Source organism: Helicobacter pylori (genome assembly GCF_014497725.1).
GTDB lineage: Bacteria > Campylobacterota > Campylobacteria > Campylobacterales > Helicobacteraceae > Helicobacter > Helicobacter pylori_DE.
This window is the reverse complement of the sequence record NZ_JACTGF010000001.1, coordinates 335979-350791: the sequence shown is the minus strand read 5'-3', so window position 1 is coordinate 350791 and position 14813 is coordinate 335979. Positions and strand designations below refer to the sequence as shown.

General features: G+C 38.4%; 17 protein-coding genes. 8 read left to right on the top strand and 9 right to left on the bottom strand.

Going from position 1 to position 14813, the window contains the following annotated elements:
- Positions 1 to 2: 2 nt before the first annotated feature.
- The 6 genes from H7N69_RS01660 (at position 3) to H7N69_RS01635 (ending at position 4873) form a co-directional block, all read left to right on the top strand.
- Positions 3 to 266 (top strand): tetratricopeptide repeat protein, encoded by a 264-nt coding sequence (locus tag H7N69_RS01660; protein ID WP_039082260.1) that lies wholly within the window; start codon positions 3 to 5, stop codon positions 264 to 266.
- Positions 257 to 715, top strand: coding sequence for a CiaD-like domain-containing protein (locus tag H7N69_RS01655; protein WP_187884638.1), 459 nt, complete (start codon positions 257 to 259; stop codon positions 713 to 715). The genes H7N69_RS01660 and H7N69_RS01655 overlap by 10 nt, the downstream gene beginning before the upstream one ends.
- A 406-nt stretch (positions 716 to 1121) precedes the next feature.
- On the top strand, positions 1122 to 1799 hold the full coding sequence (gene arsR, locus H7N69_RS01650; protein WP_000573732.1) for an acid response regulator transcription factor ArsR: 678 nt from the start codon (positions 1122 to 1124) through the stop codon (positions 1797 to 1799).
- A gap of 25 nt (positions 1800 to 1824) precedes the next feature.
- Positions 1825 to 3156, top strand: a complete 1332-nt coding sequence (gene arsS, locus H7N69_RS01645) for an acid-sensing histidine kinase ArsS (RefSeq protein ID WP_187884595.1) — start codon at positions 1825 to 1827, stop codon at positions 3154 to 3156.
- A gap of 22 nt (positions 3157 to 3178) precedes the next feature.
- Complete coding sequence (hemB, locus tag H7N69_RS01640; protein WP_187884594.1) at positions 3179 to 4150, top strand: porphobilinogen synthase; 972 nt, start codon at positions 3179 to 3181, stop codon at positions 4148 to 4150.
- A complete protein-coding gene (locus tag H7N69_RS01635; RefSeq protein WP_000532092.1) occupies positions 4151 to 4873 on the top strand; it encodes a YebC/PmpR family DNA-binding transcriptional regulator in 723 nt (240 codons plus the stop codon).
- A 682-nt stretch (positions 4874 to 5555) separates the two neighbouring features.
- Here the strand turns inward: H7N69_RS01635 and H7N69_RS01630 are convergent.
- Complete coding sequence (locus H7N69_RS01630) at positions 5556 to 6473, bottom strand: tetratricopeptide repeat protein (protein WP_187884593.1); 918 nt, start codon at positions 6471 to 6473, stop codon at positions 5556 to 5558.
- A gap of 152 nt (positions 6474 to 6625) precedes the next feature.
- On the opposite strand from H7N69_RS01630, the gene rfaJ reads away from it, so the two are divergent.
- Entirely contained in the window at positions 6626 to 7729 is a 1104-nt protein-coding gene (rfaJ, locus tag H7N69_RS01625) for an HP0159 family lipopolysaccharide 1,6-glucosyltransferase (protein WP_187884592.1), read from the top strand.
- Here the strand turns inward: rfaJ and H7N69_RS01620 are convergent.
- From H7N69_RS01620 to recA, 6 genes are read right to left on the bottom strand one after another with little or no spacing between them, the layout of a single operon-like run.
- On the bottom strand, positions 7726 to 8682 hold the full coding sequence (locus H7N69_RS01620) for a PDC sensor domain-containing protein (RefSeq protein WP_127971725.1): 957 nt from the start codon (positions 8680 to 8682) through the stop codon (positions 7726 to 7728). The genes rfaJ and H7N69_RS01620 overlap by 4 nt on opposite strands.
- A 21-nt stretch (positions 8683 to 8703) precedes the next feature.
- Positions 8704 to 9192 (bottom strand): shikimate kinase, encoded by a 489-nt coding sequence (locus H7N69_RS01615; protein WP_001164300.1) that lies wholly within the window; start codon positions 9190 to 9192, stop codon positions 8704 to 8706.
- 4 nt (positions 9193 to 9196) lie between these two features.
- Entirely contained in the window at positions 9197 to 9793 is a 597-nt protein-coding gene (locus H7N69_RS01610) for an AMIN domain-containing protein (protein WP_183001852.1), read from the bottom strand.
- 16 nt (positions 9794 to 9809) lie between these two features.
- Positions 9810 to 10085 (bottom strand): hypothetical protein, encoded by a 276-nt coding sequence (locus tag H7N69_RS01605; RefSeq protein WP_000841057.1) that lies wholly within the window; start codon positions 10083 to 10085, stop codon positions 9810 to 9812.
- Positions 10078 to 11358, bottom strand: a complete 1281-nt coding sequence (gene eno / locus H7N69_RS01600) for a phosphopyruvate hydratase (protein ID WP_187884591.1) — start codon at positions 11356 to 11358, stop codon at positions 10078 to 10080. The genes H7N69_RS01605 and eno overlap by 8 nt, the downstream gene beginning before the upstream one ends.
- Positions 11359 to 11369: 11 nt before the next feature.
- Positions 11370 to 12413 (bottom strand): recombinase RecA, encoded by a 1044-nt coding sequence (recA, locus tag H7N69_RS01595; protein ID WP_000952105.1) that lies wholly within the window; start codon positions 12411 to 12413, stop codon positions 11370 to 11372.
- Positions 12414 to 12511: 98 nt separating this feature from the next.
- On the opposite strand from recA, the gene H7N69_RS01590 reads away from it, so the two are divergent.
- Positions 12512 to 13375 carry a menaquinone biosynthesis family protein gene (locus tag H7N69_RS01590; RefSeq protein WP_187884590.1) on the top strand — a complete coding sequence of 288 codons (864 nt, stop codon included), beginning with the start codon at positions 12512 to 12514 and terminating at the stop codon, positions 13373 to 13375.
- Here H7N69_RS01590 and H7N69_RS01585 read toward each other — a convergent pair.
- Together H7N69_RS01585 and H7N69_RS01580 are read right to left on the bottom strand one after the other, a co-directional pair.
- Positions 13372 to 14139: a hypothetical protein gene (locus tag H7N69_RS01585; protein WP_187884589.1), complete on the bottom strand. Its 768-nt coding sequence runs from the start codon at positions 14137 to 14139 to the stop codon at positions 13372 to 13374. The two genes, H7N69_RS01590 and H7N69_RS01585, sit on opposite strands and share 4 nt — an antisense overlap.
- An 88-nt stretch (positions 14140 to 14227) precedes the next feature.
- The gene (locus tag H7N69_RS01580; RefSeq protein WP_187884588.1) at positions 14228 to 14809 is read right to left on the bottom strand and encodes a hypothetical protein; all 582 of its coding nucleotides are present in this window, start codon (positions 14807 to 14809) and stop codon (positions 14228 to 14230) included.
- Positions 14810 to 14813: the final 4 nt, after the last annotated feature.

The window sequence follows — 14813 nt, the reverse complement described above, 5'->3', positions numbered from 1 at the left end:
GCATGCCATTAGAAACTATCACGCTCGCTCGTATTTATGAAGAACAAGGGTTTTTTGAAGAAGCGTTGCAAATTTATACTAATATTTTAAAAAAAACCCCTGACCATGCAGAGGCGTTAAAACAAATAAAGCGTTTGGAAAAAATCCAAAAAAATGGCGCTCCTTTCAAGCAAGACGCGCTATTAGAGCGGCACTATTTGAATTTTATCAAAGGGGATTTTTTGAGCGTTGAAAATTTAGAACAATGGCTGGTAGAATGGAATTGAAAAACATTATTTCAGAAACTCTCAATGAAATTGAAAAAATGGCTAAAACCATTGATAATAACTTTGATGCGGCGCAAAAAACGCCCTCTTTTTTTAAAACGCCTCCCTATTTGCAAAACACCCCAAACCCTCAAAACACCCCTTTAGAGCCAAAAAACGCTGCTAAAATAGAAACGCAAGAAAAAATCACAGAAGAAAAAGAAGAAGAAACAAAAGGAATCATTATAGAAGAAATCACGCCCAAAAACCCCACGCAAGTGTTAATTTCAAGCGAGCGGGTTTTTTTAAAAAACTTACTAGAGAGGACCTTAGTGTTGTTTAAAGGCATGCAAGCCTTAAACGAAAAAGAAGCGCTGAAGCGTTTGGATTTAGTGGCGCGTTTCTTGCAATACCAATTGAGCGTGCTTGAAAAACGATTGGAATCTTTGGAGCGAGAAAACACGAAGTAGCATGCAAAAATAAAGTTTTGTTTTAATTAAATACTGACGCTGAAATCTTATTTTAATTTTAAAAAATGGGGTTTTAGTTACTTTATTTTAAACTCATTTCCTTAAGGGGATAGGGGTATTTTGAAATCATTCTCCCCCTTTTAGCCCCCCTAAAATAAGAAATTATCGCTTGCTTATGCAGGCTCTTTTGAGGGTAAAAAACACTCAAAGTGCTTTTTAATTTTCAATATTCCATGAAAACAAAGCCTTAATTTCCATTAATAACTATGATAATGTTTTGAATTTTTATTTTTAAGACATCTTTAAGGTATCTTTAGTAATAAAATGCTAAAATAAAGCCCTTAAAACATTAACAGAGTTAATCGTTTTTAAAGTTGTAAAAATCATTGAAGGAGTTAATTGAAGTATGATAGAAGTTTTAATGATAGAAGATGATATAGAATTAGCCGAGTTTTTGAGCGAGTTTTTGCTCCAACATGGCATTCATGTAACCAATTACGATGAGCCATATACCGGTCTTAGTGCGGCTAACACACAAAATTATGATTTGTTGTTGTTGGATTTGACTTTGCCTAATTTAGACGGGCTTGAAGTGTGTAGGCGCATCTCCAAACAAAAACATATCCCTATTATTATTTCTTCAGCAAGAAGCGATGTGGAAGATAAGATTAAAGCGCTAGATTACGGGGCTGATGATTATCTCCCTAAACCCTATGATCCTAAGGAATTGTTAGCTCGCATCCAATCCTTACTCAGGCGTTCTCATAAAAAAGAAGAAGTGAGTGAGCCAGGCGATGCGAATATCTTTAGGGTAGATAAGGATAGCCGAGAAGTGTATATGCATGAAAAAAAGCTAGACTTAACTAGGGCTGAATATGAAATCCTTTCGCTTCTCATTAGCAAAAAAGGTTATGTGTTTAGCCGTGAAAGCATTGCGATTGAGAGCGAGAGCATCAACCCTGAAAGCTCTAATAAAAGCATTGATGTGATCATTGGCCGTTTGCGATCTAAGATTGAAAAAAATCCTAAACAACCGCAATACATCATCTCTGTTAGAGGGATTGGTTATAAATTAGAATACTGATATTCTAATAAGGAGTTAAGGGGTTTTGCGTTTCTCTATCTTTTTTAAAGTTGTCGCTTTGTTTATGATAACGCTCTTTAGTTTTGGAGCGTTCGCTTACTATGTCGTGTCTTCTCAAATCAGTCACGAAAAATATCAAAACGAAATGCGCCATTACCAGTTTGTTACCACTATCAATGAAATTTTAAATAACTACTCTGATTATAGAGCCATAGAAGATTACCTCTATAAAATTGGTTTTAGAGAAACCACGATAGAAAATTTAGAAAAGGTTTTAGCCAAAAGACGCCACCAGTTGCACCACAGGAATATTGGGTATGCTGAAGTGTTTAAATTCAGCGATATGGTTTTTATCCTTTTAAAAAAGGATGAACATTTTGTGCTTTATAAAGATTTGCATTCGGTTTCTTATAGGAATTATTTCTTAGCGATTACAGTGGGTTTATTATTGATTTTATTCCTCTTTTTATTTGTTTTGCAGAGTTTGTTGCCCTTAAGAGAGTTAAGATCCCGAGTGAAACGCTTCGCTCAAGGGGATAAAAGCGTGAGTTGTAAAAGCAAGCAAAAAGATGAAATAGGGGATCTGGCTAACGAATTTGACAATTGCATCCAAAAAATCAATGCGATGAATGAGTCTCGGGTTTTATTTTTGCGCTCTATCATGCATGAACTACGCACCCCTATCACTAAGGGCAAGATACTAAGCTCTATGCTCAAAGAAGAGCTGTCTTGCAAACGCTTTTCATCTATATTTGATCACTTGAACATGCTGATTGAGCAATTTGCCCGCATTGAGCAGCTCGCTTCCAAAAATTATGGGAACAATAAAGAAAAATTTTTAATGAGCGATTTGATCGATAAAATTGAAAAAATGCTTTTAATTGATATGGATAAAGAAAGCCCTATCCATGTATCCTCTTCCAATTACATCATTGAAGCGGATTTTGAATTGTTTGCTATAGCGTTAAAAAACATGGTAGATAATGCGATTAAATACAGCGATGACAAACAGGTGTTTTTGGATTTCATAGGAAATAATCTAGTGGTGTCTAATAAAAGCAAGCCTTTAAAAGAAGATTTTGAAAAGTATTTGCAACCTTATTTTAAATCTTCTAACCCCAGCCAAGCCCATGGTTTTGGGTTGGGCATGTATATCATTAAAAACGCTTTAGAGGCTATGGGATTGAATTTGAGCTATCATTACAGCAATGGGAGAATTTGTTTCACTATCCATGATTGCGTTTTTAATAGTTTTTACGATTTAGAAGAGGATAATGAAGAGCTACCCCCCCCCCCCCGAAAATTTGAGAGAGATGAGCGGAATGAAGGGAACAGAAAAAGCCAATTGTGGGGTTAAAGAAAAACAATAAAGAGAGAACATGTTCAAACGATTGAGAAGATTACGAAGCAGCGAAAATTTAAGAGCGATGTTAAGAGAAACGCATTTAAATATTAATGATTTCATCGCTCCCTTATTTGTCATAGAAAGCGATAGTTATATTAAAAATGAAATCAGCTCCATGCCTGGCGTGTATCAAATGAGTATCGAGTCTCTTTTAAAAGAATGCGAAGAATTAGTGGGTTTAGGCATCAAAGCCGTTTTATTGTTTGGCATTCCTAAACATAAGGACGCTACAGGAAGCCATGCGTTAAACAAGGATCACATTGTCGCAAAAGCCACGAGAGAAATTAAAAAACGATTTAAGGATTTAATCGTTATAGCGGATTTGTGTTTTTGCGAGTACACCGACCATGGGCATTGCGGGATTTTAGAAAACGCTTCTGTGTCTAACGACAAAACGCTAGAGATTTTAAATCTTCAAGGGCTTATTTTAGCCGAAAGCGGTGTGGATATTCTAGCCCCAAGCAACATGATGGATGGCAATGTTTTAAGCTTGAGGAAAACGCTAGATAACGCCGGCTATACCCACACGCCCATCATGAGCTATTCCACTAAATTTGCGAGCAGCTATTATGGGCCTTTTAGAGATGTAGCCAATTCTGCACCGAGTTTTGGCGATCGCAAAAGCTATCAAATGGATTACGCTAACCAAAAAGAAGCGCTTTTAGAAAGTTTAGAAGATGAAAAACAGGGCGCGGATATTTTAATGGTGAAGCCGGCTTTGGCGTATTTGGATATTGTTAAAGAGATTAGAGATCACACTTTGCTCCCTTTAGCGCTCTATAACGTGAGCGGGGAATACGCCATGCTCAAACTCGCGCAAAAACACAACCTGATCAACTATGAAAGCGTTTTATTAGAAACGATGACTTGTTTTAAAAGAGCGGGAGCGGATATGATTATCAGCTATCATGCTAAAGAAGTGGCTAACTTATTACAAAGGAATTGAATGGGACGAGCGTTTGAATACAGAAGAGCGGCCAAAGAAAAACGATGGGATAAGATGAGTAAGGTTTTCCCCAAGCTCGCCAAAGCGATCACTCTAGCGGCAAAAGATGGCGGGAGCGAGCCGGACACGAATGCCAAACTACGAACAGCGATTTTAAACGCTAAAGCGCAAAACATGCCTAAAGACAATATTGACGCAGCGATTAAAAGAGCGAGCAGTAAAGAAGGGAATTTGAGTGAAATCACTTATGAAGGTAAGGCGAATTTTGGCGTGCTAATCATCATGGAATGCATGACTGATAACCCCACCAGAACCATTGCCAACCTTAAAAGCTATTTCAATAAAACGCAAGGGGCAAGCATCGTGCCTAATGGCTCTTTAGAGTTTATGTTTAATAGAAAAAGCGTGTTTGAATGCTTGAAAAATGAAGTGGAAAATTTAAAACTCAGCCTAGAAGATTTAGAATTCGCTCTCATTGATTATGGTTTGGAAGAATTAGAAGAAGTGGGAGACAAGATCATTATTAGGGGGGATTATAACAGCTTCAAGCTTTTAAATGAGGGGTTTGAAAGCTTGAGATTGCCCATTTTAAAAGCGGGTTTGCAACGCATCGCCACAACGCCCATTGAATTGAATGACGAGCAAATGGAGCTTACCGAAAAATTACTGGACAGGATTGAAGACGATGATGATGTGGTTGCGCTTTATACGAATATTGAGTGAAATGCAAAAAGGCTCAAAGTATTTTTTAAACCACCCAAGCATTCATCCCAATAGGGAATGCGTTGGAGATCAAACTCTGTAAAATCCCTATGATTAGGGACACAGAGTGAGAATCAAACTTTCCCCCAACATCAGCCTAGGAAGCCCAATCGCTTTAGCGTTTGGGCGCTTCAACAATGAAAACCAACAAAAAATTTTGTTGCTATAGGCTTGTAAAATTCCTATAAAAAGTTATAAAACTCCTTTTTGATTGGATTTTTAATTTTATTTTGATTAAATAAAGGTTTTTTGTTTTATTCAAACATGAAAGCTTTATTCAATATTCTTTTTTAAAAAACTTGTTTTTAAGCTTTCTTATAGTTAATTTTTGTTTTGTGGTGAAGTTATTTTTCAAAGCGGATAGGGGGATTTAAAATAACACCCCCTTTAACCCCATTAAATCCCCTAAAGAAGCACTTTAAAAATTATCGCTTGTGTCTGGTGTGAGCTCTTTTATATTTGTTTTAAAACGCCTTTGAGTGTTTTATTATCAATATGAGAATAAATCCAAACCCTAGATTTGCAGATTTTTGTCTCAATACCCATCAATAGAGACGCTTCAATCCCTATTTGAATAGCAAGAGAGGTGAAAGATTCCTATAAGATGAGTTTTGAGAATTGTTTCTAGCCTTTAGCTTTGGGCTTATTGCACGCTATCTTGCGTGTCGTTTTGCACGTCATCTTGCAAATTATCAGACTCCTTGCCAATCACTTCTAACACCTTACAACTACCACTAAAGCCTAAAGTGCACCCTTTTTTGTAATATGAAATGGCTTTATCTAAATCCTTTGGAGCGCCCTTGCCCGTGTAATACATCACCGCCACATTATGACAACCGCTCCCTTCTTTTAAAGAGCAACCTTTTTTATAAAGATTCAAAGCCTGCTCTTCATTTTGTTTGACATTCATACCGGCTTCATACAAATATCCCAAGCTCACACAGCTCGCCCCGTCTTTTAAATGACACCCTCTTTTAAAATTCGCAAGGGCTTTTTTCAAATCCTGTTCCACGCCTTTGGCGCTCCTATACATATACCCTACAAAGTTACAACTAACGCCATAATTCAAACTGCAAGCGTATTTAGAAAGAGAAAGGGCTTTGGCGTAATTTTGTTTAACGCCCACGCCATTAAAATACATAAAACCCAAACTCCCACAACTCACCCCACCCTTTAAGTGGCACCCTCTCCTATAATAATAGAGAGCCTTTGGAAGGTTTTTTTGAACGCCATCGCCATCTTCATACATAGAGCCTAAACTCGCGCAAGCGAGATGATTCCTTAAATTGCACCCTCTTCTGTAATAGAAAACGGCTTTTGAAATATTCTGATCCACGCCGTCGCCATATTCATACATAGAGCCTAAACTCGTGCAACCAACCCCCACCCTCAAATTACAGCTCCTCTTATAAAAAGCCACCGCTTTATGGTAATCCCCTCTCTTAAGGGCTTGATTGGCCATCTTAAAATATTTCTCACCGGTTGTAGCCACCAAATAACTGAAACAACTTGCCATTAAAAATAAAATCAAAAACCACTTTTTAGTCCAACTCTTTATCATCTCATTCCTTACAAAACTAAGCCAAAGCTCACACAAAGAAAAATCAGTAAAACCCCAATCTAATTGGTTATTATAGTATAATATTGTCAAAAAATAAATTCAACTTTTGGATTAAATTTAATTAAAAACCTATTTTAGGAAAACCACTTAAAATGAGTATTACTATTCCTATTGTCATCGCTTTTGACAATCATTATGCCATTCCGGCTGGCGTGAGCCTGTATTCCATGCTGGCTTGCGCTAAAACAAAACACCATGATAAAAAACTTTTTTATAAAATCCACTGCCTGGTGGATAATTTAAGCATAGAAAACCAACAAAAATTAAAAGAAACTCTAGCCCCCTTTAGCGCTTTTGCGAGCGTAGATTTTTTAGACATTTCAACCCCTAATCTTTACACCCCTTCAGTAGAACCTTTTGTGATTGATAAAATCCATGAAGCTTTTTTGCAACTCAATATTTACGCTAAAACGCGCTTTTCTAAAATGGTCATGTGCCGCTTGTTTTTGGCTTCTTTATTCCCGCAATACGACAAAATCATCATGTTTGATGCGGACACTTTGTTTTTAAACGATGTGAGCGGAAGTTTTTTTATCCCGCTAGATGGCTATTATTTTGGAGCGGCTAAAGATTTTGCTTCCGATAAAAGCCCTAAACATTTTCAAATAGCGCGAGAAAAAGACCCTCGTCAAGCCTTTTCCCTTTATGAGCATTACCTTAATGAAAGCGATATGCAAATCATCTATGAAAGCAATTATAACGCCGGATTTTTAGTCGTGAATTTAAAGCTATGGCGGGCTGATAAATTAGAGGAGCGCTTACTCAATTTAGCCCATCAAAAAGGCCAGCGCGTGTTTTGCCCTGAACAGGATCTTTTAACGCTCGCATGCTATCAAAAAGTTTTACAATTACCTTATATTTATAACGCCCACCCTTTCATGGCCAATCAAAAACGCTTCATTCCTGACAAAAAAGAAATCGTCATGCTGCATTTTTATTTTGTAGGAAAACCTTGGATTTCACCCACTGCTTTATATTCTAAAGAATGGCATGAGATTCTTTTAAAAACCCCTTTTTACGCTGAATATTCCGTGAAATTCCTTAAGCAAATGACAGAATGTTTAAGCCTTCAAGACAAACAAAAAACCTTTGAACTTCTTGCCCCCCTACTCAATCCAAAAACCCTTTTAGAATATGTCTTTTTTAGATTGAGTAAGATTTTCAAACGCTTAAAAAAAAGGTTTTTAAACTCTTAGCGTTCTCGTTTGGGCAACACGCTATAAGCGAATTTAACATAAATCGCTAAACTGATCAAAAGCACCGCCACACCGATAGCCAAATACACCGCATAAGTGATTTTATCCGGCTCGCTCACGCTGAATTTAAACACTAACATTAACGCTTCAATGGCTAATGCGATAATGATAGATCCTAAAAACCTGATCATCGTGCGGTGGATCGCATGGTGGTTGTCCCCGCTATTTTTACCCAAAACTTCCTCTTCAAAAATCGCCTTGACCAGATCAAAGGTGGCTAAGGCTAGGGTTAAAAGCACAATGGGGTGGAACACTTCTTTAATGTCAAAACTGCTAAAATTAACAATCGCTGTCCAAAAGCTAGAAATGCATTTCACAAATAAAAGCAACGACACTAAAGTGAGCATGATAGAAATCATAAAATACATGACCATGCTCCCTTCGCTAAAGGTCCTGAAATACTTTGAAGGCGAGCTGATTTCAATCGCCACTCTCAAAGGGATTTGCAAGCACACCACAAACGCTAGATCGTTATTTTGATCATACACCGGGTAAGATGCGCTCACTACTAAATGGTTTCCTTTTTTAGAAGGGTAAGGATCGGTTAAAATGCAACGCTTTTCACTCACGGCTTGATAAAAATAGTATTTATCGCTAAAGCTGGCATGCGATTCTAATTCAATCCCTTCTGTTAAATCATGCTCTAATATCCCCTCCTTATGCCCATGCTCTTTAAGTTGGCTTGGCTTAAGAATTAGCATGCCCTTAGCGTCTAACACAAAAAAACTTTTTGCCATTTTGATTTCAGCGTGCATTTTTCTGATCTGTTTGTTTAAATAATCCAAAGTGATTTCAGGGAGGTGGTTGCGGATATTGTGCGAAAACAAATAGGTAAGATAAGCGTATAACTCGGTGCGGATCTTGGAATATTGGACAATGTCTCTACTTAACATCAAAAGGCCTTTAAAAAAAATTTATGCGATGAATTGTAGCACTTGTTTTAAAGAATTATTTAAACCACCCCTTGCATCAATGATAAAGGAAGCGTTTTTTTCATAGAGGGCCTGTCGTTTTTCAAAAAGCTCTTTAGCTTGAGTGAGGTTATTCAAAAGGGGGCGTTTTTCCCTTTCTTTTTGATTCAAACGCTTAATCAAGGTCTCAAAATCCATTTTGAGGTAAAAAGTTGTGCCTAAACCCTTAAGATTTTCATGCATCACAATGCCCCCACCGGTAGAAATGATATGGGGGGTTTTGAGCGTTTTTAATTCATCAATCAAATTTTTTTCAAACATCCTGAAATTGTCTTCGCCAAGCTCTTCAAAAATCCCTCTCACGCTCAAGCCCACCCTCTCGCTAATGATCATATCCGTATCCAGCACTTCTAATTTCAAAGCCAGCCCCAATTCTTGCGCTAAAGAGCTTTTACCGCTCCCCATAAAACCGATTAAAACTAAATGCTGCATGCTTTTATTTCAATTTTAATTCATACGCCCCGTTTTTTTCTTCCAAAAGATAGCGGTATTTCCCGTCTAAAATGAGCGTGATGCGGTAATAATCTTTGTGCGTACCGACTTTAATGTGAGAAAAAAACTTCTGGTTTAAATCCATGTTTTGATAAATATCCAAAGGGCCTTTTTGCGTGTCTAACACGATTCTATAAGGATTGACTAGCACAAAGGAGCGTAAAATTTTATAAGGGGAACGCAAGATCATCGTGTTGTTTGCCATTAAAAAATCAAAATCTTGGATCTGGTAGCGTTTTTCAAAGGGGGTTTGATTAAGGGTGTGTTGGGAAAGTTTTAAGGGGTAGTGCCAATCAATGCTTTTATCAATACCAACGACTTTAGAATGGATAGAGCCATCAATATCCTGGTAAGTGAGCGTGATTTTTTTTAAGATCCTAGCGCTCGTGGGCAAATCCACATGGATTTCTTTGAGGTAGTCATCATAGATCCCATTAAAGCCCCCTTGCAAATTCTTGGAATTGATTTCAGGCTCAAAAGGGTTATCTCTGGCTAATAAGACGCTTAAAACCACCACCAAACCTATCATCTTTTTTAACACTACCATTTCCTTAAATCTAATCTCTAGGCCGTAATTCTCTCAATTCAAACAAACGCTTTTGCAAACGCACATTCTTGCTTTGCAATTCGGTGATTTCTTGTTGCAATCGTTCATGCTTGTCTCTTAAATCCAAATAGACTTCTAAAGAAGAACCTCCAAAAAGCAACTTCCCTAAATAATACCCAAACCCAAGCAGTAAGAGGAAAAAGACAATAAGGGAGCTATGGCTATAAAAAAAATCTCGCGCTTTATTGTTTTTGATTTCATCGTTTTCAAAAAGGCTTTCAGCCATGCTTAAACAACTCTTTACCGATATAAATCCCCCCTTTTAATTCATGCTCAATCTCCAAAAGGCGGTTGTATTTAGCGATCCTTTCACTCCTTGCGGTGGATCCGGTTTTGATTTCCCCAGTATTGAGCGCAACGGCAAAATCAGCGATAAAGCTGTCTTCACTCTCCCCGCTTCTATGGCTCATCACGCATTGATAGGCATGGTGTTTGGCTAATCTTATGGTCTCCAAAGTCTCACTAATGGTGCCGATTTGATTGGGTTTGATCAAAATGGCGTTCGCAATGTTTTTTTCAATGCCTTTTTGCAAGATGTTTGCGTTCGTTACAAACAAATCATCGCCCACTAATTGGATTTGACGCCCTAATTCCTTGCTTAAAAACGCCCAACCCTCCCAATCGTCTTCGCTCAAACCATCTTCAATGGATACAATCGGGTATTTTGCCACCAATTCTTTGTAATAAGCCACTAATTCATGCGAATCTAAAACCTTATTTTCACCCTTTAAATGGTAATTGAAATGTTCATCCACTAACTCACTGCTCGCCACATCTAAAGCGAGCGCGATTTCTTCGCCTAATTTATAGCCGGCTTTTTCAATGGCTTGAGAAATGGCTTCAAGGGGTTCTACATTGTTGTTAAAATTAGGCGCAAAGCCTCCCTCATCGCCCACGCTTGTGAGTTGATTCTTTCCATTTAAAAGTTTTTTAAGCGTGTGATAGACTTCCGCGCTCGCTCTTAAGGCTTCTTTAAAACTCTCAAACCCTAAAGGCATGATCATGTATTCTTGAAAGTCTATGGAATTGTTCGCATGCGTTCCGCCGTTGATGATATTGAGCATCGGCACCGGCAAAGTCAAAGCGTTAGCCCCCCCTAAATAGCGGTATAATGGCAGATTTAAAGCCTTCGCACTCGCCCTTGCTAACGCCATAGAAACGCCCAAAACAGCGTTCGCCCCTAAATTAGCGTAATTAGGCGTGCCGTCTAAAGCCCTTAACCTCTCATCCACAAAGGCTTGATTAGTCGCTTCAAGCCCTATTAAATGGTGTTTGATCACGCTATTGACATTTTCGCATGCCCTTAAAACCCCTTTACCCAAAAAACGGGTTTTGTCATTATCCCTTAATTCTAACGCCTCTCTTTTACCGGTGCTCGCTCCGCTAGGCACAATCGCGCTCGCCTTAGTGTTATCGCTTAAAATCACGCTGGCTTGAATGGTAGGATTGCCCCTACTATCCATCACTTCTAAAGCATGAATGTCTTTAATGGTTAGCATCAAAATCCTTTTTATTCCATTTCTTCTAAAGGCTCATCGGGTAAGGGCATGATCTCTTCATTAGAGCCAATACTCTCTTTAATCTTAAGAGTGATTTCGTTCGCTAGGGCTTTATCTTCTTTCAATAAGGCTTTAGCGTTTTCTCTGCCTTGCCCTAGTTTTTTGTCTTGGTAACTAAGCCATGCCCCACTCTTATCCACAATGTCTAATTTCACGCCATAATCAATGATTTCGCCCTCTTTAGAAATCCCCTCCCCAAACATGATGTCAAATTCCGCTTCTCTAAAGGGCGGAGCGACTTTATTTTTAACCACTTTAGCTTTAGCCCTATTACCGATATGCTGTTCGTTTTGTTTTAAAGCGGCGATTCTTCTAATATCAATCCTAACGCTCGCATAGAATTTTAAGGCATTACCTCCGGTTGTGGTCTCTGGACTCCCATAACCCATCATGCCAATCTTCATTCTGATTTGATTGATAAAAATGAGAGTAGTGTTCATCTTGTGCAAGACACCGGTGATTTTTCTTAACGCATGGCTCATAAGCCTTGCTTGCAAGCCCACATGCTGATCGCCCATATCCCCATCAATCTCCGCTTTAGGCGTAAGAGCCGCCACCGAATCCACCACCACCAAATCAATCCCTCCGCTTCTAGTGATCGTTTCTAAAATCTCTAAAGCTTGCTCGCCTGTATCAGGTTGGGAAACGAGTAGATTTTGCGTATCCACGCCCAATCTCTTAGCATAATGCACATCTAGGGCATGCTCAGCGTCAATGAACGCGCACACGCCCCCATTTTTTTGGCATTCTGCAATAATATGCAAGCTTAGAGTGGTCTTTCCGCTTGACTCTGGCCCATAAATTTCAATGATCCTACCTTTTGGAACGCCCCCAATCCCTAAAGCTAAATCCAATCCTAACGAGCCTGTAGAAATAGCGTCAATCTTTTCTACTTGCTTATCCCCAAGGCGCACCAACGCCCCCTTACCAAAAACCTTATCAATTTGTTTGATCGCTAAAGAAATCGCTTTTTGTTTGTCTTCATCTATTGCCATTAAATCACCTTATTGAATTTGATTTGTTTATTCTATCAAATCCTAGCCTAAAATCTATTATAATAAAAGGACTTACCCTATCACAAAAGGATTTTACTTTGATTAGTGTCGCTCATAGCCCTGATGCTGATGATATTTTCATGTATTATGCGATTAAGTTTGGCTGGATAGATTGCCCCATTAAAAATAAAACATTCCATAATATTGCCCTTGATATTGAAACCCTAAACCAAGAAGCTCTAAAAAACACTTATGATGTGAGTGCGATCAGCTTTGGGCTATACCCTAAAATTGCGAACGATTACGCCTTACTCCCCACAGCGACAAGCTTTGGGAATGGCTATGGGCCTAAATTAGTGAAAAAAAAGGGCGTGAAATTGAAAAAAGACTTTAAAGTCGCGCTCAGCGGGGAACACACCACAAACGCTCTCTTGTTTAAGATCTATTACAAACACGCGCGCATCGCTTACATGAATTTTTTAGACATTGAAAAAGCGGTTTTGGAAGAAAAGGTGCATGCGGGCGTGCTAATCCATGAAAGCATCTTGGATTTCCATGATGAATTAGAAGTGGAAAAAGAATTGTGGGATGTTTGGAAAGAACTCATTGAAGTGGATTTACCTTTGCCTTTAGGGGGCATGGCGATCAGGCGCTCTATCCCCTTGTATCGCGCGATTTTGATTAAAAAGGCTTTGATTAGAGCGGTTGAAGTCGCTTTAAAACACCAAAATTTGCTCTCTAGCATGCTGTTAGAGCGCTCGCTCATTCGTGTCAATAAAGAGCGCTTACAAACTTATTTAAGCCTGTATGCGAATGAAACTTCAACGCGCTTAAACGAGATTCAAATTCTCGCCATAGACAAGCTTTTTGAATTAGGCTATCAGCATGGGTTTTACGCTAGTTTGTTAAAGACTAAAGATTGCTTGCTCACTGATGAATATTTAAAATACCGTTTTTCTTAATCCAATTCTAGTTTATGCATAAGCAAGTAACGGATCACCCCATACAATAAAAGGATTTTTAAAAAATCCACTCCCCATAAAAGATAGTATTGTTTTTCTTGTAATTCTTGTTGTTGCAAGAAATAATAAAACCCCTCATTGATGCTTAAACTAGAGCTCATTAAGGGCAGTAACGAATTGAACGCTAATTCCAAAACAACCCCCACCAGAATGAACAACAGCCCCCCTAGTAAAAAACGCGCTTTTTTGATCCTAGCAGCGTTTAAAACGCTCAAAACAAATAAAAATTTCATTAAAACAAGCCCTAAAAACAGCGCGATACCTAGGGTTTTAGTGGGTTTTAACGCAAAGGTTTTTAAAGCGGTGTGCAAGATAAACAGCACACTGGATTGCGCGTTAAAAAGAGAATAGCCCAAACGCACGCTCGCTACAAACCAGAACAAACTGAAGATAAAAAACACCATGGGGAGCAAGATTTTAGGGAGCAATAAAGACTCTAAACTAACGGGTAAAGAAAAGCTTAAAACCCCCCTTTTAGAAAAAAGCGTGTTGAGGTTTTTGATCGCTCCCACACTGATTGCGACCAGTAAAAACGCCCCCAAGACAAAAAAGAGCGTGTAGCTTAGGGTGAGCATGGTCGTTTCTTCAGCGCTTTGAGAGGAAAAACAAACCGCTAAAATAGTGAGCGTTATTAAAAAATTCCCTACAACAACATTCCCTAATTGCCCCAAAGCATCATGCTTAAAAACTTTTAAAAAACCCATAGCCTTATTATACCCGTTTGGATAGAAAATTCAGGCTTTTTAATGATTGAGTGTTAATAAAAAACGCTAAAGGCATTTTTTAAACGTGCTACTTTAAAAAAGCCAGTTGCTCCAAAATCAATTCTTCTTTATTTTTAAAAACAAATTTAAAAAGGATCTTATAGCGCCCCATTTTATCGCTCTCTAACAAATCAAATTTTAAAGGTTCGCATGCGCTTCTACAATCAAGCGTCCCTAATAATCTGGGCTGTGATTGGCTGGGATAGAAAGCTAAATACACTTGAATATTTGGCGAATCTAAAGCGGGTTTGAGCGGTTGCAATCGCGCATAAAGCGTGTTGGACTTTTCTAAAATCAAAGCGTTGTTTAAAAGGTTTTCTTGGATTTTTTTATCCCCATGCGTGCCTTTAGAAAAATAGGGCAAAATGGGGGTTTTAGGGCTTTCTGTAAGGGGCTTTAAACCCACTAAAAAACGATAATTAGCTTTAAAATCTTCATAGGTTTTAAGCATGGCGTTAAAGTTTAAATCCACTTCGTTATGACCCTTGAAATACACTAAATCGTTTTTAGGCGAATTTTTTAAGGCAAACACCACCAAAAACACCACGATCCCAAGCCCAAAAATAAGCACGCTCATGATCCCTAAAGGCCAAAAGTTTTTTTCTTTCATTGAT

Excerpts from the sequence above, each read along its gene's own strand:
- H7N69_RS01655 (WP_187884638.1), top strand. The coding sequence starts at position 257 with ATGGAATTGAAAAACATTATTTCAGAAACTCTCAATGAAATTGAAAAA.
- H7N69_RS01635 (WP_000532092.1), top strand. The coding sequence starts at position 4,151 with ATGGGACGAGCGTTTGAATACAGAAGAGCGGCCAAAGAAAAACGATGG.
- H7N69_RS01580 (WP_187884588.1), bottom strand. The coding sequence starts at position 14,809 with ATGAAAGAAAAAAACTTTTGGCCTTTAGGGATCATGAGCGTGCTTATT.
- eno (WP_187884591.1), bottom strand. The coding sequence starts at position 11,358 with ATGCTAACCATTAAAGACATTCATGCTTTAGAAGTGATGGATAGTAGG.
- H7N69_RS01605 (WP_000841057.1), bottom strand. The coding sequence starts at position 10,085 with ATGGCTGAAAGCCTTTTTGAAAACGATGAAATCAAAAACAATAAAGCG.
- H7N69_RS01615 (WP_001164300.1), bottom strand. The coding sequence starts at position 9,192 with ATGCAGCATTTAGTTTTAATCGGTTTTATGGGGAGCGGTAAAAGCTCT.
- rfaJ (WP_187884592.1), top strand. The coding sequence starts at position 6,626 with ATGAGTATTACTATTCCTATTGTCATCGCTTTTGACAATCATTATGCC.
- H7N69_RS01660 (WP_039082260.1), top strand. The coding sequence starts at position 3 with ATGCCATTAGAAACTATCACGCTCGCTCGTATTTATGAAGAACAAGGG.
- H7N69_RS01620 (WP_127971725.1), bottom strand. The coding sequence starts at position 8,682 with ATGTTAAGTAGAGACATTGTCCAATATTCCAAGATCCGCACCGAGTTA.
- recA (WP_000952105.1), bottom strand. The coding sequence starts at position 12,413 with ATGGCAATAGATGAAGACAAACAAAAAGCGATTTCTTTAGCGATCAAA.
- H7N69_RS01585 (WP_187884589.1), bottom strand. The coding sequence starts at position 14,139 with ATGGGTTTTTTAAAAGTTTTTAAGCATGATGCTTTGGGGCAATTAGGG.
- H7N69_RS01630 (WP_187884593.1), bottom strand. The coding sequence starts at position 6,473 with ATGATAAAGAGTTGGACTAAAAAGTGGTTTTTGATTTTATTTTTAATG.
- arsR (WP_000573732.1), top strand. The coding sequence starts at position 1,122 with ATGATAGAAGTTTTAATGATAGAAGATGATATAGAATTAGCCGAGTTT.
- hemB (WP_187884594.1), top strand. The coding sequence starts at position 3,179 with ATGTTCAAACGATTGAGAAGATTACGAAGCAGCGAAAATTTAAGAGCG.